This window comes from Bartonella doshiae NCTC 12862 = ATCC 700133, from assembly GCF_000278155.1.
Lineage (GTDB): Bacteria > Pseudomonadota > Alphaproteobacteria > Rhizobiales > Rhizobiaceae > Bartonella > Bartonella doshiae.
This window is the reverse complement of the sequence record NZ_JH725095.1, coordinates 255,446-279,170: the sequence shown is the minus strand read 5'-3', so window position 1 is coordinate 279,170 and position 23,725 is coordinate 255,446. Positions and strand designations below refer to the sequence as shown.

Below are 23,725 nucleotides of genomic sequence, written 5' to 3'. Positions count from 1 at the left end.
TGCCTCCAAGGGTGTCTACGCAGAGACTTTCTCTATAATTCAAACTCTTGGTAGATGCAAGAGTTGTGGGAAAAATCCATGATTCCTACCGTTAAGAATGAGGAAATGTTACAAGTATCATATAGATGGAAGAAACCAATATTAGGTGATAGATTTAAAATGAAATACTGGAGATGTTATGAAGGTTGAGATTGCCTTGGGTGAAATGGCAGAATCTAATGCTTTGTGTGAATCTATGCCAGCACTCGTTGATCTTGAAGAATTGTTGGCAACACGTCTTCTTGTGCAAGGCAATTCTGGGTCAGGAAAATCGCACCTTCTTCGTCGTCTTCTTGAACAAAGTTCTTCATGGGTGCAACATTGTGTGGTTGATCCAGAGGGTGATTTTGTGACTTTGGCAGATAAATTTGGCCATGTGGTTGTTGAGGCTCAACGGAGCGAACAAGAACTGACACGTATTGCCCATAGGATTCGCCAACATCGGGTTTCTGTGGTGTTTAATCTGGAAGGTTTGGATACTGAGCAACAGATGCGTGCTGTTGGTGCTTTTCTTGGTGCATTGTTTGATGTGGAGCGTGATTATTGGTATCCCATACTCGTTGTGGTTGATGAAGCACAATTATTTGCACCAGCGGTAGCAGGAGAGGTTTCTGATGAGGCACGAAAAATTTCTCTTGGTGCTATGACTAATCTTATGTGTCGAGGGCGCAAACGTGGTCTTGCCGGTGTCATTGCTACGCAACGTTTGGCTAAACTTGCGAAAAATGTGGCTGCTGAAGCGTCAAATTTTTTAATAGGACGGACTTTTTTGGATATCGATATGGTACGTGCTGCTGATCTTTTGGGAATGGAGCGCCGTCAGGCTGAAATGTTTAGAGATCTTGAACGTGGTCATTTTATTGCTTTAGGGCCAGCCTTATCAAGGCGCTCTTTACCAATTATTGTTGGTCCTGTTGAAACATTGGCGCGCTCTTCTAGCCCAAAACTAATGCCGCTTCCAACAGAAAGAGCCGATGTAAAAGAACTCGTTTTTACTGCTTCACCGGAGGAAGTTTTAATTTCATTTAAACAGTCACGAGAACCTGTGAAAGAAAAATTAATCCATGAAATATTAGAAGAAGCTGTACATAAAAAACAAGAGGTTTTGGAAAAAGAATCAAGCTTATTTCCTGAACTTTCTATTGTTGACCGTGAGAAACAGGTAGAACGTGTTATTCAGGAAATTATTGAGGATCCTGAGGCTTTTTATCGTTCAACGGCAGTACTTTATCAAGACTTTTTGGTTCGTTGCCGTATTCATGGTATGTCTGGAGTTTCCTTGAATCTTTCGCAATTTCGGCGCAAATTAGCTATCGCACAGGCTGCTATTGACGAAGAAACTGCTGTGAGTGAAAATTGGAAACACATTTTGCATATATCAGAAAGTTTGGAAGATGATGTTCAGGGTGTTTTTTTGAATGTGGCACAAGCAGCGTTAACTGGTAAACCATGTCCATCTGACGCTCTTTTGGCGCGTCTTTATGGAACTCATTCTTTAAGTCGCGCACGCAGGCTTTTAACCTATTTCGAGGAGCGCGGATTGATTGTCATTTGTATGCATTTTAGCGGTCAACGCATTATAGCTTTTCCTGATCTTGGTATAGAAACAGCACCGGGAGATCCTAAGGGATCTGTTTAACCAAATAAACTTGAGACAGATTGTTCAGCTGCTGTTCTTGCAATTGCTTCTCCAATCAGGTCGGCAATTGGTAAAACACGGATATTATTGGCATTCTCAATTGCTGTTGTTGGCATAATTGAATCCGTAATGACCAGTTCTTTCATTTCTGAACTCGTAATGCGCTCAATAGCATTTCCAGAAAGAACGCCGTGTGTGATGTAAGCTGTCACACTATTTGCACCATGTTTGAGAAGAGCGCTTGCTGCATTGCATAAAGTTCCACCTGAATCAACAATATCGTCAAGTAAAAGACAATCTTTTCCGGATACATCCCCAATAATATTCATAACTTCTGATTCGCCTGGGCGTTCGCGACGTTTATCAACAATCGCCAGCAAACTGTTTAAGCGCTTGGCTAAGGAGCGTGCGCGTACCACTCCACCGACATCAGGTGAGACAACGATTACATTTTCAAGGGGGTAGTGGATCTTGACATCGCGAGAAATGACTGGAACAGCATAAAGATTATCCGTTGGAATATCAAAAAAACCTTGGATTTGCCCTGCATGAAGATCCAAAGTTAAAACGCGATGAGCTCCTGCTTCAGTAATCAGGTTGGCAACAAGTTTTGCGGAAATGGGAGTACGCGGCCCAGGTTTACGGTCTTGGCGGGCGTAACCAAAATAAGGGATAACAGCTGTGATACGACGTGCCGAAGAACGGCGAAGCGCATCAATCATGATGAGTAATTCCATCAAGTGATCATTGGCTGGATAGGATGTGGATTGCAAAACAAACACATCTTGTCCGCGTACATTTTCATGTAATTCCACGAAAATTTCTTGATCAGCAAAGCGTTTCACAGTTGCTTTACCTAAAGGAATGTTTAAATAATTCGCAACATCTTCAGCAAGGCATGGATTAGAATTGCCGCAGAAAAGTTTCATGATAAACCTCTGAATAATCACCGTAGGATGTGATACGGTTTTTAACCTTTTGTTATCAGATTGCAAGGAAACAATTACAAAAATTACAATTTTATCTCTTTTTATTAAAGAGGCATGTTATGTTTTATTGCTGAATCATAGAGTTGGTTTAAATGTTGATTTTGTTTCAGAACTCAATTTGAGTATGCGTTTATCTTATTTATTTAAAGACAGTGTAGATAACAGAGGTAGGCTTTTATTTCTGCAAGTTTGTTTTTGAATATTTTGGTGTATGTGATATTTTTTGTTTATTAGTATTTTTCTTTATCTATTCAGCGAAATAAAGCTCTTCTATTGTTGTAAGTGTATGAAAAATATATTTTAAAAGTGTTGTTTTAGTGAAGACATTTTATTTAATTATTTTGCAAATCCAATCTTGATGAAGATTTTTGCGATTTCTTTATAAAAGAACAGCTTTAATGTGCGTGATATTTTATGTTTGAGGCAAATAGTGAGGAGTTTGTTTTTGAAATTATCTTATAACAAGTTCTTACCATTAAATAATTGAAAATAAAAAACACTGCAATTTTCATAGCCAAAGCCTTTGTGCTATGTACGCTAATAGTATCTTTTATGAAAAAACCGCAAAAAACTATTGTTTTGTCATTTGGGGATACATTTTGTTTTGCTGGTTTGGTATTTTTTGAGGCAAAAAAATATTCATCTTTTATTTTTTTAGCATAATAGCAGAAATTTGTCGGCCGTAATCAGGTTCATTGCGATGTATTGCACGGCGATAAGAGAAAAAACGCTGTTCATCATGGTAGGTGCAAAGCTCTACACAAGAAGCATGAACCCCTGCTTCTTTTAGTTGATTTATAATGAATGCCCATAGGTTAAAGCGAAAGTGATTTACTTTGTCTGTTTTTATAAAATATTTTTGGTATTGGCTATGGCAATCAATAAATTGATTGTAAAATTCATCCGTCACTTCATAGTGGCAGGGACCAATACAAGGGCCAAGAACTGCTGTTATTGATTGTCTTTTAGCTCCTTGTTCTTCCATAACAAAAATTGTTTTTTCTACAATGCCATTTAAGCTCCCTCGCCAACCGGCGTGTGCAGCGGCGATGACACCTGCTTGTGGATCGGCCAATAGAATTGGTCCACAATCTGCTGTAAGAATGCCAATTATGAGTTCTGGCGTGGTTGTAACAAGAGCATCTGCTTTAGGAGGTTCTTCAATAAAAGCTTGATTAACCAAGACAATTTCACAAGAGTGTACTTGATTGACAGTGATTAAATTTTGCATCTCAACACCAAAATAATCGGCGATTAAAATGCGATTTTTTGCAACATGTTTAGGATGATTATTTGAGCTTTGTCCAATATTAAGGCTTTGATAAAGGCTTTTTGAAATACTAACTTTCCGTGTAAAAAAACCATGCCTTATCCCATGCGGGTGTAAAGCAGAAAGATCTTTTGCAAGGATGGGATGAAGCATAGGATTCATAAAAGCGCCTTATGTGGATAGTTATTTTTAAAGTGAGAATGGTGTGTGAGATGTTTATATTTGTCAATGCGTATTATTGCTGGGAGCATTATTATTGGTAATCAAAATTTAGGAGGTAATGGTATATTTTTATCACTCACATACAAGACTTTAAACAATTTGCCCATTTGATTTGGGCCGGCTAATCGTTCAATATCTTGGCGAATTTTGTTTTGCAATGTAACACTTTTATTGGCTCCAAGCTGTGCTGCGCGTTCTAACAGTCCCATTTTTAAAAGAAAATCTCCTTGCTCGAAGATTTCAGCAAAACAGCCTTGCTCAAGGGCTATTTTTTTTAAAAAGGAAAAATCAACATGTGATGTTAAATCATGTTCACCGGGAGCATCAAAAATATCACGGAATTTATGTTTTGAGACTGCTTGCAGTGTATCACCAAATGCAAGATCAGAAGCACCATAATCGATAAGCAAAGCAGAACCGTTCATTTGTACCAAATGGTTGCTGATTTGTTGCATTAATTGATGCCGTGAGGGTGCATGTTCAAAAATTGTTCCATCAGGTATTTCAAAAAAGTAGGATTGTAAGCAAAAAGAAGGAAGTTTTCGTGGGTCAGCGATAAATATGAAATTTCCATCTTGGTTGATTGTAATGCGACGTTCTTTCCATTCTCCTTTGACTTTAATATACTGGTTGATGGGGAGTGTATCGAAGAACTCATTGGCTATTAAGAAGAGAGTTTTTGAAGGAATTTGATCAAAACTTTCAACGCTATGGATTTGTTTTTTATAAGATAAAAGACGTTTTTTTTGTTCTTTTGCAAGGTTTTTACTTATTTCAATAAGAAAAACTTCAGCAGCATTGAAGGCGACAGTGGATAATTTTTGAATGGTACGCAAAATATCATCCATAAGAGTTCCACGTCCTGGGCCCATTTCAGCAAGAATAAAAGGGCTGGGACAACCTTGGGCTTTCCAGTTTGCAAGAGTCCAAATGCCAATCATCTCTCCAAACAATTGGCTTACTTCAGGTGCGGTAATAAAATCACCAGTTCGTCCAAAGGGTGTTTGTGTTTGATAATAACCAAATTGAGGATCGGTAAGTGCCAACGTCATATATTGGCTAATAGTGATTGGTCCATTGCGTGCAATAATTTCTTTAATTTTTTCTTTGAGGGTCACCATTATGTTATAGATTTGTGTCTGAAGGCGTGGAAAAGAAGGTAAATGCCCACAAGAATCATGGGCAGGGATAAAGCCATACCATAGGTAAATCCAGTGGAATGAAAAAGGCTAGAAAACCATTCAGGATCTTCTTGGGGAGCACGGTAAATTTCTGCAATACTTCGGGCGATTGCATAGCCTATAATAAATGTTCCAGCTACAGCACCAGGGCGTTTTAATGCTTTGAAAGCAAAAATAAGAATGAATAAGATAATGAAGAGAAGAAAACCTTCCATGAAAGCTTCATAAATTTGACTTGGGTGACGCGGTAAATAGTCAAGATCTTGAGGGAAGCAGACGGCCCAAGGTACAGTGGTCATATTTCCCCATAATTCTTGGTTAATGAAGTTGCATATGCGTACAATACCGATGCCTATAGGAGCACCTGCAGCAATTATATCAAACATTGCAGATATTTTAATGTTGTTTTTACGAGAAAACCAGATCATAGCAATGATAATACCAATGAGTCCTCCATGAAAAGACATACCTCCATCCCATACTGCAATAATGGCATTTAGATGGTTAAAGTAATAGATAGGATCCCACATAAGCACTTGTCCTAAACGTCCACCAACAACAACACTGATAGCAGACCAAATAACAAAATCTCCTATCTTCTCTTTATTCATAGGAGGGCTGTTTGCAAGCCAGAGAGATTGTTTTTTTAATAATTTCTGTGCATACCACCACGCGAAAAGAATACCTACAACATAACCAAGTCCGTACCAATGAAGAGCTATCGGGCCTAAATGAACAAACACGGGATCGAGAAAAGTTGGAAAAGCAATGGTTGGACAAGGATCATTCATGAGTAGGCACTTTACATTTAGAGATTACATGACGCTCAGAAATGACAGATCAATGTATAATGGTCAAGTCAGGGATGTGGTAGATTTTCACTGTATTATAGTGGCAAAATTTTATGATGGCAAAAGAAGTGTAAAAAGATGCAAGTAAATTTGTATAGTATGGTAAAATCGATATGATAAAAGGAACAAATACGGTATCTAAATGTTATGAAAATGCGCTATAATGCGTGCATCAGTAATTCGAACTAAGGGAAAATGTTATGCGTAATGGATCAAATCGCATTCTTGATGAATTGGCAAAATTAGCAACCGATGCACTTGATGTTGCACAAGGTATACGGCGTGAAGCTGGAACAGCTTTTCGTTTACAGGCTGAAAAGATAGCCAATAAACTTGATCTTGTTCCACGCGAAGAATTTGAAATGTTTAAGGAAAGTGTTCTGAAGGCACATGCCGACAACGCTGATTTGAAAAAGCGCCTTGATGATTTGGAAAAAACGCGGACACGCAAACAATAAGATAGTTTCTGTAAAAATATCCCCAATTTTTCAATAAGATGTATAAAGCCGAAAAATGCTTAATCATGAGTCTGTTAGAGCAGATTTTTTATTTGTTTTTGGTTTGACTCTTATAAAAAAGTGTTTTTTTTTAAATCAGGGGGCTAGCACTATCAAATTGTATCAATACACTGAAAAAACTTGATGATTCGTTTTTGTGATCAAGTTCGTTGCTGTGGGAAATGTTTTATTTAATTCCCAGTACGATGTGTGTAGTCTATGTTTTTAATGTGTGTTTGTTTGGTGTAAGGGCTTTGATTGTAGCACAATGTTGTTACGGTTTAGACATTTTTATTCTGTTGACGAGTTGTTAAATTATTGAGGATTAATGATGAGGCTTGCATTTCGCGCCACAGATAGAGAAGAACATCCTGTTGATTGTATCGAACAGATTGCCTGTAAATATGATTGGTCCTTTGAACGGGATGCACAAGATGAAATTAGTGTTTGCGTTGAAGGGAAACGGGCAGATTACCACCTTGCGTTTTCATGGATGGAAGAGCAGGAAGCTCTTCATTTGGCTTGTGCCTTTGATTTTTGTATCGAAAATGCTAGAACTGCAGAAGTCCATCGCTTGTTGCTTGCAATTAATGAAAAGTTGTTGTTGGGGCATTTTGATTATTGGCAAGAGGATAATTCAGTTATTTATCGGCAGGGTTTGCTTTTGGCTGGTGGAGTGCATCCGTCTCATGTCCAGGTTGAAACATTGTTGATACACGCGCTTAAAGTTTGCGAAAGCTATTATGTTGCTTTTCAAATGGTTGCTTGGGCTGGAGAAAGTGCTTACAAAGCACTGCAATATACTTTGTTTGAAACTGTAGGAAATGCTTAAATCACAAAGTCTGTTAAATGTTTTTTATGAAGAGACAAATTATGATATTTCTTATAGGGGAATATCAAGAGTAGCGCGCAATCCTCCTAATGGGCTGTCGTCTAATTGAATATTGCCACCATGGCTGCGTGCTATGTCTTGAGCAATAGAAAGGCCAAGTCCTGTCCCACTTGCATCTTGATTGCGTGCTTTATCAAGTCTAAAAAATGGTTTGAAGACTTCTATACGCATATTTTTATGAATGCCGGGTCCATCATCATCAATAGTCATAATGAAAGATTCTTGTTTTGATACAGCTGTTAATTTAACAGTCTTCACATAGCGAAATGCGTTTGATACAAGATTGCTGACTAGGCGGGTGAAAGCATAGGGACATGCTTGTATCTTTGTAGGACCTTCGATAGTGTAGGAAAATTGACGTTTGTGAAGATGAGCATCCGCAGAGAATTTTTGCATAAGAGCATTTAAATCAAAAGTTTTGACACTTTCACTTCCTTCACCACGAGCAAAAGCAAGATAATCTTCTAACATGTTTTGCATGTCACTTACATCTTGCTCAAGCGGTTTAATATCAAAGTCTGTATTTACTAATGCTAGTTGAAGTTTAAAGCGTGTAAGAATGGTTCTTAAATCATGACTTACTCCTGAGAGCATCATAGTGCGTTGTTCGATTTGGCGTTCAATACGTTCTCGCATACGTAAAAAAGCAATGCTAGCACGACGGACTTCATCAGCTCCTTGTGATTGATAATCCTTTTGGTAAAGGACAACCACGTCCAAAGCTTTCTGCTGCTTCAGCCAATTGTTGAATGGGTTTGATTTGATTGCGCAAAAAGTAAATTGCTATCAGCAATAAAACAAGAGCTGTTCCTACCATCCAGCTTAAAAAAAATAGCAGTATTGGAAGCATAGGCTTGGCTGCGTGGAGCAAAGACGTGTAAGATGTTGTGACCAAGGTGGATACGGATTTCAACAAGATCAGAATCTCCTACGGTATCGATCCAGAAGGGACGGTTAATTTGGCGGGTGATTTCTTCACTTAAAAAATAGTCAAGAATTGCAAAAAATGGCTTAGGTCCTGGAGGGGGGTAAGGAGGTATGAGATAGAATAGAAATGTTTAATCCCATACGTTGTTGTGCAATACGCTTGATATCTTCATAGTTATCTTGTTGTGGATATGTTTTCAAGAATATCAATAATGGCTGAAATGTTATGCACGACAGTCATTGAAAGACGCTCGGTTACTATTTGCCAATGGCGTTCCATAAAGACATAAGCAATGACTGTTTGCAGAAGTACCATGAGAGCGATAATAATGATCAAAGAGCGAGTATAAAACCGTTTAGGCATTTTTTTCGTTAATCATCGAAGAAAAAATCTTAAAGGTTTGATCATTCTTGTGCCTATTCAATAGAGAGTTTGTACTCTATTCCTCGCACGGTTTGGATTCATATAGGCAGTGCTGGTTTTTTTTCGATTTTACGACGAAGGCGGTTGATCTGTACATCAATGGCACGTTCACTTATATTGCTGTCATCGGTCGCAAATTTATGGCGCGGAATTGTATCGCCTGCATTTTCGGCAAAAATGACCATCATTTCTTGTTCTTTATCTGTTAATTTAATAATTTCTCCCCCTTTTTTGAGTTCGCGCCGTGAAATTGAAAATATGTAAGGTCCAAAAACGATCTGCTCAATTTTGGGGTGGTGAGGGGGAAAACCACGCCGTAAAATGGCATTGATACGAAGGAGAAGCTCACGAGGGTCAAAAGGCTTAGCAAGATAATCATTTGCACCCGCTTCTAAGCCATGGATACGATTGTCTATTTCTGATAAAGCTGTTAGCATGAAGATAGGAACATCTTTTGTTTGGCGGAGTGAATGAGTAAGATCAATACCGTTTTCACCAGGCATCATGACATCAATAATAAGAAGATCAAAATCTAAACTTGCCAACAGTCGTCTTGCTTCATTAGCATTGGCTGAAACTGAAACACGAAATCCATTTTTAATGAGAAACTGAAATAAAAGATTGCGGATACGAGTGTCGTCATCAATCACAAGAAGGTGAGGTGCGTCATCACACAAAACTTGAATATGATCGGACATTCTTAAAAACCTTGACAAAAATTTAGTTTACACAAAATGCAAGTTTACATAAGTTGTATAAAGCTGTCGAGCAGCACCTTTACCTTAAAGGAGAGAAAGTTTTATTTATAAATTTAAAAAAGTTATTTTTGAAAAGGATATTATGGGTAGTCTTAATATACATATTATTCCAGTTACGACATTCCAACAAAATTGCACTTTGCTTTTTGATAGTGAATGTAAAACGGGGGTTCTCGTTGATCCCGGTGGTGATTGGCCGCAGATTCAAGACGTAATCGAAAAGAATGGTGTTATCGTTGAGGCTATTTGGATAACACATGGTCATTTTGATCATGTGGGAGCAGCAATGCAAGCGAAAGAAGCGCTTAATGTAAAAATTATCGGTTCACATCGCGATGATAAGCCTGTGATGGATGCCGTGAGTGAAAGCGCAAAAAATTACGGCATCACTGATGCTTGCATCTGTATTCCTGACCAATGGTTAGAAGATGGTGAGTGCGTTCATTTTGCTGGACATGTGTTTAAAGTTTTTCACACCCCAGGACATTCTCCTGGTCATGTTATTTATTTCAATGAAAAAGAACGCTTAGCTCTCTTGGGTGATGTGCTCTTTCGTGGTTCTATTGGACGCACTGATTTCCCCTTCTGTTCTCATGAAAAATTGATGCACTCTCTTCGAGAAAAAGTTTTACCCTTAGGCGATGATGTTTGTTTTATCTGTGGGCATGGTCCTAAAAGTAGCATAGGCTATGAGCGCCATAATAATCCTTTTCTTCAAGATTTTAATATATGAGCAAACAAAAAAACGCTTTGAAGCGTTTTTTTGTGCCATTTAAGACTTTTTTAGTAGAACAAAAGTTAATTTATTGGGGCGTAACAAATGTGTTCCAAACCATTACGGTCTCGAAAAGTCCCTGTTTTAGGGTTGAAGGAACGGTATTTTTTCTTGCAATAGTTAAGCCAATCAGATTCTAATGATTTCTGGAGTGGCTCATATGCCACCGTTTGCTGAACTTGATAAACTCTTTGATTTTGCGGAACTTTTTGATAAATTACCTGATTTTGTGGTACTATTTGATAAACCACTTGTGGCTGTTCTGGTTTTTTTAAAATTGTACCAAGAATACCCACTGCTAAAGCATCTCCTGAGTTGTCTATATGAATATTACTGTGTTTTGTCTTTTTGCGCTCAATGTGATGATATGTTTTGTTTTCAACATGATGATGATGATGATGATGATGATGATGATGATGATGTTGTTGTTGTTGTTGTTTCTTGCTTTTGTCGTTGTCATTAGAACAGCCGTCGAAATCATCCATAAACTTTTGGAAATCATCAGGAAAAAAGCCACGTTTTCTATCAGAACAACGGGAGTTAGAAAAACGGGAACGCCAGATATCATCAATTTTCTTATCAATTTCCCTTGTCGCATCATCTCTTTCTTTACGCATCTTCCTCATCATATCATCTATGTCTCTCGTGATAGAGTGAGTAAAGTCCCATGCCATATCCGCAAGCGTTGTATTTAGCGGCATGAAAACGGTTGCAGTTGACATTGCTGATAATACCGCTAGCTTGATCACCTTTTTCATAATGATGCTCCTTGTGTAAATTCGTATTTTTCACATCCTACACGTTTCAAACTGAATAGAGCCTGAATAATTTTGGACTTTATTGTGATAAAACAAATGAAAATTCATTTAGTTAAACCTATCGTGGGTACAATAAAATAAAATCATGACAGAATTTTGATTTCAATTAATGTACTCTGCTTGAGGTTAATTAATAAGTTTGTATTGAGAGTCCACGATTTTTTACTATGGAATATAAATTCCTTATTTAGGGATACTTTTTGTATCACTTTTTATACAATGTAAATTGAATAATAGGTATATGAATAAAGGTTATCATTTTTTATCATAAGCTTATGGTCCTACGATAAAGTCTTGTTTTACTTTATTTGTGTTATAGAACAGTGTCCTGTTTGAATATTCTCTTGTGATGCTAAATAATATTTGAGTTCGATATCAGAGTGCATATAGCGTACGCGAATATCTTGTTCGTGGAGATATTCAGTTAAGTCTTCGGCTATACGCTTTGTGAGAACTGTCACCAATGTACGGTAGCCTTTTTGAATTGTTTTACGAATTTCATTCACAACATCATCGACTTGCTTGCTGGACGAACCTCTGTTGGTGGATCAATGAGCTCTGTTGGACGAATAATTTGTTCTGCAAAAGTGCCGTGAGATTGTTCTATTTCCCAGCGTCCTGGTGTTGCAGAGACGGCAATAGTTTGTGGGCGCATCGCATCCCATTTTGTTCCCATGAAAAATTGATGCAATCTCTTCGAGAAAAAGTTTTGCCCTTAGGCGATGATATTTGTTTTATCTGTGGGTATGGTCTCAAAAGTAGCATAGGCTATGAACGTCAATAGAATCCTTTTCTTCAAGAGATTTAAAGGGGAAGGTTATCAAAAACCCACTTTAGAGCGGGCTTTTCTCAATGTTAATTCAATTTATTTGGTTAATTCAATTTACTGGAGCATAGCAGACATGATTTAAGCCATCACTGCCTCGAAAAGTCCCTGTTTTAGGGTTGAAGGAACGGTATTTTTTCTTGCAATAGTTAAGCCAATCAGATTCTAATGATTGTTGTACTGGCTCATATTCCACCGTTTGCTGCACTTGATAAATCACTTGATTTTGTGGTGCGGCTTGATAGACAATTTGTGGCTGTTCTGGTTTTTTAAAAATTTTATTAAGAACTGCACTTGCTGCAAGAGCAAGAATGCCCAATGCTAAAGCATCTCCTTGAATATTACTGTGTTTTGTCTTTTTACGTTCGACATAATGATATGTCTTGCTTTCAACATGATGATGTTGTTGTTCTCTCCAGCTATGGCTGACATAATGACGCTTGTGGGGATCATCAAAAGAGTGATGTTTACTATGAAAATAATGGGAGCTAAAATTGCGAGACGGTAAACCAGACTCCTTCTTCATTTCACTCATTTGATACCATGCTATATCCGCGAGCGTTGTATTTAGCGGCATGAAAACGGTTGCAGTTGACATTGCTGATAATACCGCTAGCTTGATCACCTTTTTCATAATGATGCTCCTTGTGTAAATTCGTATTTTTCACATCCTACACGTTTCAAACTGAATAGAGCCTGAATAATTTTGGACTTTATTGTGACAAAACAAATGAAAATTCATTTAGTTAAACCTATCGTGGGTACAATAAAATAAAATCATGACAGAATTTTGATCTCAATTAATGTACTCTGCTTGAGGTTAATTAATAAGTTTGTATTGAGAGTCCACGATTTTTTACTATGGAATATAAACTATTTATTTAGGGATACTTTTTGTATCACTTTATACAATGTAAATTGAATAATAGGTATATGAATAAAGGTTATCATTTTTTATCATAAGCTTATTGTCCTACGATAAAGTATTGTTTTACTTTATTTGTGTTATAGAACAGTGTCCTGTTTGAATATTTTCTTGTGATGCTAAATAATATTTTGAGTTCGATATCAGAGTATCATTGTATAAAGATAATATATTGTAAGTAATTTTTTGATATATATAAAACATTCTCTTTAAATTTGTCTGCTTTTTTAGAGTGTGGATTGTTCGCTATGATGTGTTAAGGGGTTCTCAGCGATTTCTAGTTCTATCTTTTGTAATTGTTTGATTTCATCACGAAGTCGCGCTGCTTCTTCAAAGTTGAGATCAGCAGCTGCTTCATGCATTAATTTTTCAAGGTGTTTAATATGAGATGCTAAATTGTTGCCAACCATATTTTTTTTCTCGATGACATCAGGGATACTTGTGCGAATATGGTTGTTTTCATAGCCTGAATTGAGAATATCTCCGATATTTTTTTTGATACTTTTGGGTGTGATATGGTGTTCTTCATTATAGGCTATTTGTTTTTGTCGACGTCTTTGTGTCTCCTGTAAGGCTCGTTCTATGGAGCCTGTGATTGTATCTGCATAGAGGATAACGTGGCCATCTACGTTACGTGCAGCACGTCCGATTGTTTGTATGAGGGAAGTTTCAGAGCGCAAAAAGCCCTCCTTATCGGCATCTAGAATGGCAACAAAGCCACATTCTGGAATATCTAAGCCTTCTCGGAGCAAGTTGATACCGATAAGGACATCAAAGGTGCCAAGCCGCAAATCGCGTAGAATTTCAATGCGTTCTAATGTATCAATGTCAGAGTGCATATAGCGTACGCGAATATCTTGTTCGTGGAGATATTCAGTTAAGTCTTCGGCCATACGCTTTGTGAGAACTGTCACCAATGTACGGTAGCCTTTTTGAATTGTTTTACGAATTTCATTCACAACATCATCGACTTGCTTGCTTGCTGGACGAACCTCTGTTGGCGGATCAATGAGCCCTGTTGGACGAATAATTTGTTCTGCAAAAGTGCCGTGAGATTGTTCTATTTCCCAGCGTCCTGGTGTTGCAGAGACGGCAATAGTTTGTGGGCGCATCGCATCCCATTCTTCAAAGCGTAAAGGGCGATTGTCCATACAGGAAGGTAGGCGAAACCCATATTCTGCTAGGGTTGCTTTTCTTCGAAAGTCACCTCGATACATGCCTCCAATTTGGGGAATGGTTACATGGCTTTCATCGATAAAAACAAGAGCATTGTTTGGAATGTATTCGAACAAGGTCGGTGGTGGTTCTCCGGGTTTTCGTCCTGTTAAATAGCGTGAATAATTTTCGATTCCAGAGCATGAGCCGGTGGTTTCTAACATTTCCAAATCAAAAATTGTACGTTGTTCTAAACGTTGTGCTTCTAAAAGACGTCCAGCTGCGTTCAATTCATCAAGGCGTTGAGCGAGTTCCATTTTGATCGATTTCATCGCTTGATTGAGTGTTGGGCGTGGTGTTACGTAGTGTGAGTTGGCATAAATTTTAATCGATTGAAGGTCACCTGTTTTTTGACCCGTTAGAGGATCAAATTCCGTAATTGTTTCTACTTCATCGCCAAAGAGCGAAATACGCCAAGCACGATCTTCAAGGTGGGCAGGGAAAATTTCAATTGTATCCCCTCGAACACGAAAAGAACCACGAATGAAATTAATATCTTGTCGATGATAGTGTTGAGAAACTAAATCGGCCATTAATTTCCGTTGATTGAGTTTATCACTTTTTTCTATTTTGAAGGTCATAGCAGTATAAGTTTCTACTGAACCAATTCCGTAGATACAGGATACAGATGCGACAATAATGACGTCATCACGTTCAAGGACAGCACGTGTTGCAGCATGGCGCATACGGTCGATTTGTTCATTAATTGAGGATTCTTTTTCAATATAGGTATCAGAGCGTGCAACGTAGGCTTCTGGCTGATAATAGTCATAATAGGAAACAAAATATTCGACGGCATTATGGGGAAAAAAACTTTTAAATTCCCCATAAAGCTGCGCCGCTAGAGTTTTATTGGGAGCTAAAATCAGAGCTGGACGCTGTGTTTTTTCAATGATTTTGGCCATTGTATAGGTTTTTCCTGAGCCGGTAACACCCAAAAGCACTTGCGTACGCTCATCTTTTTGAATTCCCTCAACCAGAGTTTTAATGGCTTTAGGTTGATCTCCCGCAGGTTCAAAGGGTGTTTCGAGTTGAAATGGAATGCCACCTTCAGACTTTTCAGGACGAGCAGGGCGGTGGGGTGTCCATAATGCGCCATTCTTAAAAAGAGGATTACCTGAAGCAATGAGAGCAGAAAGAGCTTCAACTGTTGCTGTCACACCATTTTTCATTTTTGTTATCCTTTAAGAGAGACATGTGCGTATTTTAAAAGGAGATGTCATATTCTACAATGTGATAAAGAGAACGAAAAAGCATTTTTTATATCCGTTTTGTTCCAGTCTACGAGAGATGTCATAAAATATTCGATTCATTTTAGGGAAAGTATTTTTGTACTTTTTAAGTGTTATGGCATTTGTGGTTGTTATTTGTATTGACCATTTTGTTTACAGCAATAGAGAAGTTGTTATAGGTTCAGTACGGTTGTTATTGATAATGACCATATGTACTGTAAATTGAAGGTGTTGTATATGCGCGATAAAGATCATTTCCATCCTTAAATGATAGATATCGAGACGATGCCCACCCTGTTTGAGCGTTATATTTTATGTAACACCAGTTTCCTCTACAGGTTTGGACAAATACTAACTGACCTGCAGGAATTAAACCACGAAGTGCATACCGCATACTTGGTCCCTCTCTAAAATTAAGATTTTTTATGGCAAAAGCATCAGTAGCTTTTGATCCTGTTGTGGTTAAAAAGAGAGAGCCAAATACAAAAAAGATTATCAAATTTTTCATTTTTTTTGCACTAAGTTTCCTTAGAGATTTCCTTTTCTTATTTTTTCATACAAGGTTCTTTGTATGTTAGATAGAGTATGATAAAATACAAAAAATACAATTGTTTCTTCTATAGGCATCTAAAAGCTTTGAGTTTTTTGATAAAACAAGTTTGTTGTTACGCACGATTTCATAAACATTCATTCCTTTTATGAGGCAGGTTTTGTTAGACGTTTAACACTTTACAATACTAACGTTTTTCTAATGTAATTAGTAAATGCTTTGGCTTCCTTGTTATTTTTATATGGAAAATAGGGATGCTGTACTATATAATAAGTAAAATTGTGGTTTTCGGATTCCAAAAGTGATTTTGGAAGCCGTTTTTTATATTTTTATTAAACCTTCCGTGTAACAGAAAGGGACGGATTATGGAAAAAGTTCCGATGACTACAGCTGGTTTTGAAAGTCTTAAAGAAGAGCTGCGTTGGCGTCAACAACAAGAACGTCCACGAATTATTGAAGCAATTTCTGAAGCGCGCGCGCATGGGGATCTTTCAGAAAATGCTGAATATCATGCTGCGAAAGAAGCGCAAAGCCATAATGAGGGGCGTATAAATGAGCTTGAAGATTATATTGCGCGGGCGGAAGTTATTAATGTTTCTCGTCTTTCAGGCAATAAAATTAAATTTGGAGCTACTATTAAACTCTTGGATGAGGATACTGAAGAGAAAAAAGTTTACCAGATTGTTGGGGATCAAGAAGCTGATGTCAAAACTGGTAAAATTTCTATTTCCTCACCTATTGCACGCGCACTCATTGGTAAGCAAGAGGGAGATGTGATTGAGGTAAACGCACCAGGTGGTGCACATAATTATGAAATTATTAAGGTGCAGTATATTTAAAATATTATGCATATGCCTCTCAAAAAAACAGAGATCATATTCCTCAATTGTAAATATGTTTTCAAGAGTAATGTCCGTAATATTCAGTGCATTTCATTACCGTAAGAACAGAGGGTATGTGTTTCTTCTTTTGAGTTTTGGGAATTAAGATTTTTTTCATTTTTGCTTTGAAGAACCTTTTCGGACTTTAAAAAAGTCCGAGAGGGAGGTATTTCGTTTTTGGCATATACCCTGTATTATTGAGATGCTTTGTAGAGACCTTTTAGCATTGGTATTATGCGATTACAGTTTAAATGCATTTTAAATAATCAGCAGTATTATATAAAATATTGGTTTAGTGTTTTGAAAGAGAGATTTTTATTGTTTTCAAAGTCTATTTCATGATGCTGCCTGTAATAGTATAAGGTAAAATTTACTGAGCAGCACCATCTTTACGTTTATGAAGATGTAAGTTGGGCATCATTATTTACTTTCTAGCATTCAATGATGCATAATGGTTTATTTATCGTTTCAATTTCTGATTATTACAAAAATAGAATATCATGCATTAAAATTGCTCACGCCAAAAAGCAGGGATAAAAAGTACGAATATAGTGATAATTTCAAGACGTCCTGCGAGCATGAGAAAGCTCAAAATCCATAAGGCATTATCATTAATGGTAGAGAAATTTCCAGCAGGGCCAATAATGTTTCCAAAACCTGGGCCAATATTGGAAAGAGCAGTTAAGACACCGGTAAAAGCAGATGTAAAATCCAGACCAGTTGTGAGTAAAAGTGCAGTGCCGATAAGAAGACAGAACATATAAAGGCATACAAAAAATAAAACCGCTTTAGCTACATCATTTGATATATTTGTGTGATCGTAACGTGCCTTTACCACTACGTTAGGAAAAAGAAGTTTTTCCATATTTGTTTGAGCAATACGCCAAAGGATAATTAAACGATTAATTTTTATGCCCCCAGAAGTAGAACCAGCACAACCACCTGTAAAAGAAACAATAAAAAAAACTCCGAGAGCAAAAGGTCCCCAAAGTTGATAATCTTTAGCGCTATAGCCGGTGGTGCTTATGATAGATGAAAGGTGAAAAATGACATCAAGGAAAATCCAATGGAAAGTGCGGTGATCATGAAATCGTAGCCATGCTGCTAGAGCAAAGCTGAAGAGGAATACAATATTAAGAAAAACGATTACTTGTGTATCAATGAAGCGTTTAGAGCGACCAGGCAGTACTAATTTAACATAAAGCACAAAAGGTAAAGCGGAGAGCAACATAAAGATTGTTGACACGATTAAAATGGCTGGTTTAGCAGAAAAATATCCAAAAGAAGCATCGTGAGTTGAAAATCCAGCTGTTGCTATTGTGCTCATTGCATGGTTAATGGCATCAAATAAGCTCATACCAGACGCGAAGTAGGAGAGCATACAAGCAAATGTTAGTCCAACATAAGCTATGATAATTCCATTGGCAATCTGGTTAATGCGCGGTAATATCTTTTCAGATTTATCGGATGATTCCATATGAAAAAGCTGTACTCCGCCAACACGGAGTGAAGGCAAAAGTAATAAGGCTAAACCAATAAAGCCAATACCTCCAATCCAGCATATGATAGAACGCCACAACAAAATACTTCGCGATAAATTATCAAGATTAGTGATTACTGTGGAGCCTGTAGTTGTGATTCCAGAAACGGATTCAAAAATCGCTCCTGCCAGAGAAATTGGTAGAGAAGAAAGATAAAGAGGTAAGGCACCCACAACACTTCCTGTTAGCCAAAGGCAAACAGTAAGCATAAAACCAAGCCGTGCAGAAAAACGACAGGTTGCGCCTCTTGTTGCCAAGAGAATCAGTGTTGCTAACATAGTGGTTATGATGCAAGAGTAGAGAAAGGCCATCCAATCGCGGTTATTGTTGTGCAAATCTACAAAGGCAGGCAAAAGCATTGCTCCTCCCATAATTAACGCAAAACGTGCACAGACATTGATAATAAATTGAAAAATGGTTGTTCCCTATCTTTTTCTTTTGTTACAATTTTGTGCTCATGAGAATTTACACCTCTCTTTGATGGGACGAAGATTTATTTTTATACGAAGTATATCTTAATAAACTGACTTTTAGTCCTTCTCATGAAACTTGAAAAGAAATATGTATACACCATAATTTAAGCTGTTGAAAAACGTTTTTTTTAAGGCTGAATTTCTTTATAATTTATAGAATAACAAAGCAATAAAAAACGAAAGAGATTCTATGGTACAATCGCATGTTCGGCTGCTTATTATTGGTTCTGGGCCCGCTGGTTATACAGCAGCTATCTATGCAGCAAGGGCAATGCTTAGTCCGGTTTTGATTACTGGATTACAGCAGGGTGGACAGTTGACAATTACAACGGAAGTTGAAAATTACCCAGGTTTTTCTGATCCAATTCAAGGACCATGGTTGATGGAACAAATGGCAAAACAAGCCGAAAACATGGGTACAAAAATTATCTATGATATTATCACAAAGGCTGATTTATCAAAGCGTCCTTTTACCATATACGCAGATTCAGGAACGCAGTATTGTTGTGATGCGCTCATTATCGCTACGGGTGCGCAGGCTCGCTGGCTTGGTTTAGAAAGCGAACAGGCATTTATGGGGAGGGGTGTTTCTGCTTGTGCAACGTGTGATGGCTTTTTTTATCGTGGTAAGGATGTCATTGTTGTAGGAGGAGGGAATACAGCTGTTGAAGAAGCTCTTTACTTATCGCATTTGGCCAAGAGTGTAAGCGTGGTTCATCGGAGGGATCATTTTCGGGCGGAGAAAATTTTACAAAATAGATTGTTTGCGCGTGATAATGTACGCGTTCTTTGGGATCATGTGGTAGAAGAAATTGTTGGTTTACCGGCGCATGCTCCAATGGGAGCTGTGGTAACAGGAGTACGTCTTAAAAATATTAAAACTGGTCAAGAGAGTAACCTGGATACAGAGGGGGTATTTATTGCTATCGGACATGATCCTGCTGTCTCTTTGTTTGAAGGGCAATTGAAACAAAAAACAGGTGGATACTTATGGACTGCGCCAGATTCAACAGCCACAAGCGTTTCTGGTATTTTTGCTGCGGGAGATGTTGTAGATAACATATTTCGCCAAGCTGTTACAGCAGCAGGGAGAGGATGTATGGCAGCATTGGAGGCAGAACAGTTTTTGAGCTTGTCTGTATAGAATGTCAAAAAGAGATATCTATCAGAAAAATGAAAGAAATTAGGGGTAAAAGTAATCGTGACATTACCATTGGATTGGGATAAATTGAGAGTTTTTCATGCTGCGGCAGAGGCGGGTTCTTTTACGCATGCTGCTCAAAAGTTGCATTTATCACAATCGGCAATTTCACGACAAGTTTCAGCTTTAGAACAGGAAGTTGGTGTATCCCTGTTTCAGCGCCATGCGCGTGGCTTAATTCTTACAGAGCAGGGTGAAATTCTCTATCGTACGGCGCATGATGTTTTGATGAAGCTTGAAAATGTACGCTCTAAATTGAGTGAAAGTTGCGAAAAACCAACAGGACAGTTGCGCGTTACATCAACCTTTGGCATGGGGGCGGGGTGGCTTGTGGAGCGTATGCCTGAATTCCTGAGTCTTTATCCCGATATGCGGATTCAACTTTTGTTTGCTGATGAAGAGCTTGATTTGACGATGCGCCACGCAGATTGTGCTGTTCGTTTACACCAACCACAACAGCCAGATCTTATACAAAGAAAATTATTTACCATTCATATGCATGTTTATGCTTCAAAAAATTATCTTGTCAATTACGGTAAACCAGAAAAATTATCTGAACTCGATGCACATCGTATTATTTCATACGGTGAACCTGTCCCATCTTATTTATCTGGTTTGAACTGGTTGGAAAAAGCTGGAAGAAGTGATGGATCTTCACGGGTCCCAGTTTTACAAATCAATAATATTATTTCAATCAAGACAGCGCTTATGTGTGATTTTGGTATTGCTGTACTGCCTGATTATATCGTGAATAATGATGAGCGACTTGTGCGTCTTTTCCCTGATATGGTTGATATTCCTTCCTTTGATACCTTTTTTTGTTATCCGGAGGCTCTTAAAAATTTGGCAAAGCTTAATGCTTTTCGTGATTATATCTTCTTAAAAGCACGTGAATGGTCTTTTTAAAGCTATGTATTTATTGCATAGCAGGTACGCTTAAGTCTTTATTGTGCTTTGCTCTATAAAGTGACATAAAATAGCATCTCTTGATTATGTTGCCTCCCATTGCATTTTCTTGAGTGTTCCCTTATGAGGATCTGTAAGATTGATTTTATCTCTGTGGATCTTCTCAATTTGCCGGACTTTTTGTCCGGCTTTTTTTATTCTGAAAAAGTATCTAAAAATAAAGATCTCTATTAGCTATTAGGGGGATGATAAGGACAAGGTTGTAAAAAATTATGAATGTGAAAAATATTTATGCGTCCTAAAATTTGCTTTCAAAGCTTTGTAAAATATTTGCTATTATGATAGCTTTTGTAAAGTAGAAAAGTTTTATACTTATCAGGTTATAACATTGATGGATGTAAAATGTTACAGGTCATAAATGGCTAAGTACGTGCAAATCTTATAAGTATGTGATAAGAATTCTTTATTCATAAAGTTATAACAGTTAATGGTTTACCTTTCATTAGAGCAAGAAGATAAGGATGTATTTTTTATGAATATCTTCTTTAAAATTCCTTGTATTCATTCATTTGGAAAGAATAGCTAAAAACTTCTTTGATTTTGGTAGCAGCATATATTCCTGTGCAATTTTGTTAAAATACATTTCTCTATAGAATTATTTCTGTATATTATAACCCAGTGGTCGAGAAAATTAGATATCCTAACATTTAACTACAAAGTTTGCATGACAGATAATACTTAGAATTCTAGAGTAAATTATTGCAAAAACGTTGAATGCGTAAGCAAGCCTCTTCAAGCAGTTTTTCTGATGTTGCATAGGAAATACGAAATGCTGGTCCCAGTCCAAAGGCAGAGCCTTGGACTACAGCAACGGATTCTGCTTCCAGAAGCTCTACCACAAAGTCTTCATCATGATTGATCACTTTACCATCAGGTGTTTTTTTTCCAATGAGTTTTGCACAAGAAGGATAAACATAGAAGGCGCCTTCAGGCGTTGGACAGTGAATGCCAGGAGTTTTGTTTAGCATGGAAACAACGAGATCACGGCGTGTTTGAAAAATTCTTTTATTTTGAGCAATAAAATCCTGTGGTCCATTGAGTGCTTCGACCGCTGCCCATTGTGAAATGGAACTTGTACCAGATGTTTGTTGTCCTTGAATGATATCCATAGCTTTAATTAATTTTTCTGGTCCTCCTGCATAGCCGATTCTCCAACCCGTCATGGCATAGGCTTTAGAAACGCCATTCATTGTGAGTGTACGGTCGTAAAGTTTTGGTTCTACCTCTGCTGGAGTGACAAAGGTAAAATCTTCATATGTTAGATGCTCATAGATATCATCAGTAAGGATATAAACATGAGGATATTTTAGTAAAACATCCGTAAGCTTTTTTAATTCATCATGCGTATAAGCGGCACCTGACGGATTAGAAGGAGAGTTGAAAAGAAACCACTTGGTTTTGTTTGTAATGGCAGCTTCTAGTTCTTCCGGTTGAAGTTTATAAGAAAATTCTGCTTTTGTTTCTACAAAGATAGGTATACCTTCGTTTAAAGATACCATTTCTGGATAGCTAACCCAATAAGGAGAGGGAATTATAACTTCGTCTCCTTTATTTAAAGTCGCCATAAATGCATTAAAGAGGATTTGTTTACCACCGGTGCCAACAATAATTTGCTCTGGTTTATAAGTAAGATTATTTTCTCTTTTAAATTTTGTAGAAATTGCTTGGCGCAGTTCTGGAATACCTGATATGGGTGTGTATTTTGTTTTCCCTTGTCGAATAGCTTCAATAGCAGCATTTTTGATATTGTCTGGTGTATCAAAATCTGGTTCACCAGCGCTTAAAGCAATGACATCACGACCTAATGCTTTTAAATTACGTGCTTTTTGGGAAACTGCAATTGTTGCAGAAGGTTTGATACGAGAAAGCTTATCGGCGATAAAAGCCATAATTCTATCCTTATATAGTACAAGCAAGCGATTGTTAAGTTAGAAGTATTCTATAAGAGATTACGTTGTATGCAATAAGAAATTGTGAAAAAATTTTTAGGAAATTTTATTTCAGATACAGATTTTGTTGCACTGTTTCTTAGATAGCTTAAGGAAACTGTTTTTTGTTTTTATGAAAGCTTTAGGTGAAGGGCGAGGAAGACGTGACAATTATGCAAGAGAGAGAAAGAGTGCTTCACTTTATAAAAAAATCTCCATCTGTAAAGATGAAGATTTTTTAAAGAATATTACAGGATCGAAAGATCAAAGGGCTGTAAGATTACCAGCAGCAAATTTCCCCGAACGACGATCTTGAAGAACGTCATAGGAAATCTTTTGCCCTTCATTAAGATTATTTAAGCCAGAACGTTCGACAGCAGAAATGTGCACAAATACATCTGCACTTCCATCACTAGGCTGAATAAATCCAAAACCTTTTGTTGTATTAAACCACTTAACTGTTCCTGTAGACATAGGAAACTCCTTAGAATATATAATGTTATGTACTGAAACCAAAATATTCCAATACGCCTTTAGATCGAAATTAGGTGGGAGAAGTTTCGTCGAAAGTGCAGATCGCACAGGAAAGAAAGTCACATAACCGAAAATTCGATAGATTCCATATAAAGGTTTTTAAGATAAAAAGCAAGTCTTAATCTATACTTTTATATAAAGAAAAGATTGAGAGGGTATAAAAGAGAGTAG

18 protein-coding genes and 4 pseudogenes are annotated in these 23,725 nt (G+C 37.4%); 8 read left to right on the top strand and 14 right to left on the bottom strand.

Annotation, left to right across the window (positions count from 1 at the left end; genetic code table 11):
* Window positions 1-178: 178 nt before the first annotated feature.
* Window positions 179-1,678: an ATP-binding protein gene (locus MCS_RS04140; protein WP_004855954.1), complete on the top strand. Its 1,500-nt coding sequence runs from the start codon at window positions 179-181 to the stop codon at window positions 1,676-1,678.
* Here MCS_RS04140 and MCS_RS04135 read toward each other — a convergent pair.
* The 4 genes and pseudogenes from MCS_RS04135 to lgt form a co-directional block, all read right to left on the bottom strand.
* On the bottom strand, window positions 1,675-2,607 hold the full coding sequence (locus tag MCS_RS04135; protein ID WP_004855952.1) for a ribose-phosphate pyrophosphokinase: 933 nt from the start codon (window positions 2,605-2,607) through the stop codon (window positions 1,675-1,677). The genes MCS_RS04140 and MCS_RS04135 overlap by 4 nt on opposite strands.
* A gap of 706 nt (window positions 2,608-3,313) precedes the next feature.
* On the bottom strand, window positions 3,314-4,099 hold the full coding sequence (pgeF, locus tag MCS_RS04125) for a peptidoglycan editing factor PgeF (RefSeq protein WP_004855950.1): 786 nt from the start codon (window positions 4,097-4,099) through the stop codon (window positions 3,314-3,316).
* Between the two features lie 101 nt (window positions 4,100-4,200).
* Window positions 4,201-5,280: a class I SAM-dependent methyltransferase gene (locus MCS_RS04120; protein WP_004855949.1), complete on the bottom strand. Its 1,080-nt coding sequence runs from the start codon at window positions 5,278-5,280 to the stop codon at window positions 4,201-4,203.
* A pseudogene (lgt, locus tag MCS_RS04115) lies at window positions 5,255-6,131 on the bottom strand (prolipoprotein diacylglyceryl transferase). Before lgt ends, MCS_RS04120 begins: the two are co-directional and overlap by 26 nt.
* 260 nt (window positions 6,132-6,391) lie before the next feature.
* Here lgt and MCS_RS04110 point away from each other — a divergent pair.
* Window positions 6,392-6,649, top strand: a complete 258-nt coding sequence (locus MCS_RS04110; RefSeq protein ID WP_004855945.1) for an accessory factor UbiK family protein — start codon at window positions 6,392-6,394, stop codon at window positions 6,647-6,649.
* Between the two features lie 370 nt (window positions 6,650-7,019).
* Window positions 7,020-7,520 carry a type III secretion system chaperone family protein gene (locus MCS_RS04105; RefSeq protein ID WP_004855944.1) on the top strand — a complete coding sequence of 167 codons (501 nt, stop codon included), beginning with the start codon at window positions 7,020-7,022 and terminating at the stop codon, window positions 7,518-7,520.
* A gap of 51 nt (window positions 7,521-7,571) precedes the next feature.
* Here MCS_RS04105 and MCS_RS08320 read toward each other — a convergent pair.
* Window positions 7,572-8,871 (bottom strand): annotated as a pseudogene (locus tag MCS_RS08320) (ATP-binding protein).
* A gap of 98 nt (window positions 8,872-8,969) precedes the next feature.
* A complete protein-coding gene (locus MCS_RS04095) occupies window positions 8,970-9,629 on the bottom strand; it encodes a response regulator (protein WP_004855939.1) in 660 nt (219 codons plus the stop codon).
* Between the two features lie 142 nt (window positions 9,630-9,771).
* Here MCS_RS04095 and MCS_RS04090 point away from each other — a divergent pair, with 142 nt between their 5' ends.
* Window positions 9,772-10,422 (top strand): MBL fold metallo-hydrolase, encoded by a 651-nt coding sequence (locus MCS_RS04090; protein WP_004855937.1) that lies wholly within the window; start codon window positions 9,772-9,774, stop codon window positions 10,420-10,422.
* Between the two features lie 65 nt (window positions 10,423-10,487).
* On the opposite strand, the gene MCS_RS04085 is transcribed toward MCS_RS04090, so the two are convergent.
* A complete protein-coding gene (locus MCS_RS04085; protein WP_004855936.1) occupies window positions 10,488-11,222 on the bottom strand; it encodes a BA14K family protein in 735 nt (244 codons plus the stop codon).
* 428 nt (window positions 11,223-11,650) lie between these two features.
* Window positions 11,651-11,949, bottom strand: a pseudogene (locus MCS_RS08095) (excinuclease ABC subunit UvrB); the annotation flags it as partial.
* Between MCS_RS08095 and MCS_RS08665 the strand changes: the two are divergent.
* Window positions 11,944-12,066: pseudogene (locus tag MCS_RS08665) on the top strand (MBL fold metallo-hydrolase); the annotation flags it as partial. The pseudogenes MCS_RS08095 and MCS_RS08665 sit on opposite strands and share 6 nt — an antisense overlap.
* Before the next feature lie 94 nt (window positions 12,067-12,160).
* On the opposite strand, the gene MCS_RS04075 reads toward MCS_RS08665, so the two are convergent.
* From MCS_RS04075 to MCS_RS04065, 3 genes are all read right to left on the bottom strand, one after another.
* Window positions 12,161-12,742 carry a BA14K family protein gene (locus MCS_RS04075; RefSeq protein WP_004855931.1) on the bottom strand — a complete coding sequence of 194 codons (582 nt, stop codon included), beginning with the start codon at window positions 12,740-12,742 and terminating at the stop codon, window positions 12,161-12,163.
* A 518-nt stretch (window positions 12,743-13,260) separates the two neighbouring features.
* Window positions 13,261-15,420 (bottom strand): excinuclease ABC subunit UvrB, encoded by a 2,160-nt coding sequence (gene uvrB, locus MCS_RS04070; protein WP_004855929.1) that lies wholly within the window; start codon window positions 15,418-15,420, stop codon window positions 13,261-13,263.
* Window positions 15,421-15,673: 253 nt separating this feature from the next.
* Window positions 15,674-15,988, bottom strand: a complete 315-nt coding sequence (locus MCS_RS04065) for an SH3 domain-containing protein (protein WP_004855927.1) — start codon at window positions 15,986-15,988, stop codon at window positions 15,674-15,676.
* A gap of 407 nt (window positions 15,989-16,395) precedes the next feature.
* Between MCS_RS04065 and greA the strand changes: the two genes are divergently transcribed.
* Window positions 16,396-16,869 (top strand): transcription elongation factor GreA, encoded by a 474-nt coding sequence (gene greA, locus MCS_RS04060; RefSeq protein ID WP_004855925.1) that lies wholly within the window; start codon window positions 16,396-16,398, stop codon window positions 16,867-16,869.
* Between the two features lie 547 nt (window positions 16,870-17,416).
* Here the strand turns inward: greA and MCS_RS04055 are convergent.
* On the bottom strand, window positions 17,417-18,811 hold the full coding sequence (locus MCS_RS04055) for a TrkH family potassium uptake protein (RefSeq protein WP_004855923.1): 1,395 nt from the start codon (window positions 18,809-18,811) through the stop codon (window positions 17,417-17,419).
* Window positions 18,812-19,115: 304 nt separating this feature from the next.
* Between MCS_RS04055 and trxB the strand changes: the two genes are divergently transcribed.
* Complete coding sequence (trxB, locus tag MCS_RS04050; protein WP_004855921.1) at window positions 19,116-20,069, top strand: thioredoxin-disulfide reductase; 954 nt, start codon at window positions 19,116-19,118, stop codon at window positions 20,067-20,069.
* 57 nt (window positions 20,070-20,126) lie between these two features.
* Window positions 20,127-21,032 carry a LysR family transcriptional regulator gene (locus tag MCS_RS04045; protein WP_004855919.1) on the top strand — a complete coding sequence of 302 codons (906 nt, stop codon included), beginning with the start codon at window positions 20,127-20,129 and terminating at the stop codon, window positions 21,030-21,032.
* A gap of 746 nt (window positions 21,033-21,778) precedes the next feature.
* Here the strand turns inward: MCS_RS04045 and MCS_RS04040 are convergent.
* Both MCS_RS04040 and MCS_RS04035 read right to left on the bottom strand, forming a co-directional pair.
* Window positions 21,779-22,981, bottom strand: a complete 1,203-nt coding sequence (locus MCS_RS04040; protein WP_004855918.1) for a pyridoxal phosphate-dependent aminotransferase — start codon at window positions 22,979-22,981, stop codon at window positions 21,779-21,781.
* 303 nt (window positions 22,982-23,284) lie between these two features.
* Window positions 23,285-23,494: a cold-shock protein gene (locus MCS_RS04035; RefSeq protein WP_004855916.1), complete on the bottom strand. Its 210-nt coding sequence runs from the start codon at window positions 23,492-23,494 to the stop codon at window positions 23,285-23,287.
* Window positions 23,495-23,725 lie beyond the last annotated feature (231 nt).

Bases quoted from the DNA above. Each gene is read 5' to 3' on its own strand.
- MCS_RS04085 (WP_004855936.1), bottom strand. From the start codon at position 11,222: ATGAAAAAGGTGATCAAGCTAGCGGTATTATCAGCAATGTCAACTGCA.
- MCS_RS04135 (WP_004855952.1), bottom strand. From the start codon at position 2,607: ATGAAACTTTTCTGCGGCAATTCTAATCCATGCCTTGCTGAAGATGTT.
- MCS_RS04040 (WP_004855918.1), bottom strand. From the start codon at position 22,981: ATGGCTTTTATCGCCGATAAGCTTTCTCGTATCAAACCTTCTGCAACA.
- trxB (WP_004855921.1), top strand. From the start codon at position 19,116: ATGGTACAATCGCATGTTCGGCTGCTTATTATTGGTTCTGGGCCCGCT.
- MCS_RS04095 (WP_004855939.1), bottom strand. From the start codon at position 9,629: ATGTCCGATCATATTCAAGTTTTGTGTGATGACGCACCTCACCTTCTT.
- MCS_RS04105 (WP_004855944.1), top strand. From the start codon at position 7,020: ATGAGGCTTGCATTTCGCGCCACAGATAGAGAAGAACATCCTGTTGAT.
- pgeF (WP_004855950.1), bottom strand. From the start codon at position 4,099: ATGAATCCTATGCTTCATCCCATCCTTGCAAAAGATCTTTCTGCTTTA.
- MCS_RS04110 (WP_004855945.1), top strand. From the start codon at position 6,392: ATGCGTAATGGATCAAATCGCATTCTTGATGAATTGGCAAAATTAGCA.
- uvrB (WP_004855929.1), bottom strand. From the start codon at position 15,420: ATGAAAAATGGTGTGACAGCAACAGTTGAAGCTCTTTCTGCTCTCATT.
- MCS_RS04090 (WP_004855937.1), top strand. From the start codon at position 9,772: ATGGGTAGTCTTAATATACATATTATTCCAGTTACGACATTCCAACAA.
- MCS_RS04140 (WP_004855954.1), top strand. From the start codon at position 179: ATGAAGGTTGAGATTGCCTTGGGTGAAATGGCAGAATCTAATGCTTTG.
- MCS_RS04055 (WP_004855923.1), bottom strand. From the start codon at position 18,811: ATGCTTTTGCCTGCCTTTGTAGATTTGCACAACAATAACCGCGATTGG.
- MCS_RS04035 (WP_004855916.1), bottom strand. From the start codon at position 23,494: ATGTCTACAGGAACAGTTAAGTGGTTTAATACAACAAAAGGTTTTGGA.
- MCS_RS04065 (WP_004855927.1), bottom strand. From the start codon at position 15,988: ATGAAAAATTTGATAATCTTTTTTGTATTTGGCTCTCTCTTTTTAACC.
- MCS_RS04120 (WP_004855949.1), bottom strand. From the start codon at position 5,280: ATGGTGACCCTCAAAGAAAAAATTAAAGAAATTATTGCACGCAATGGA.
- greA (WP_004855925.1), top strand. From the start codon at position 16,396: ATGGAAAAAGTTCCGATGACTACAGCTGGTTTTGAAAGTCTTAAAGAA.
- MCS_RS04075 (WP_004855931.1), bottom strand. From the start codon at position 12,742: ATGAAAAAGGTGATCAAGCTAGCGGTATTATCAGCAATGTCAACTGCA.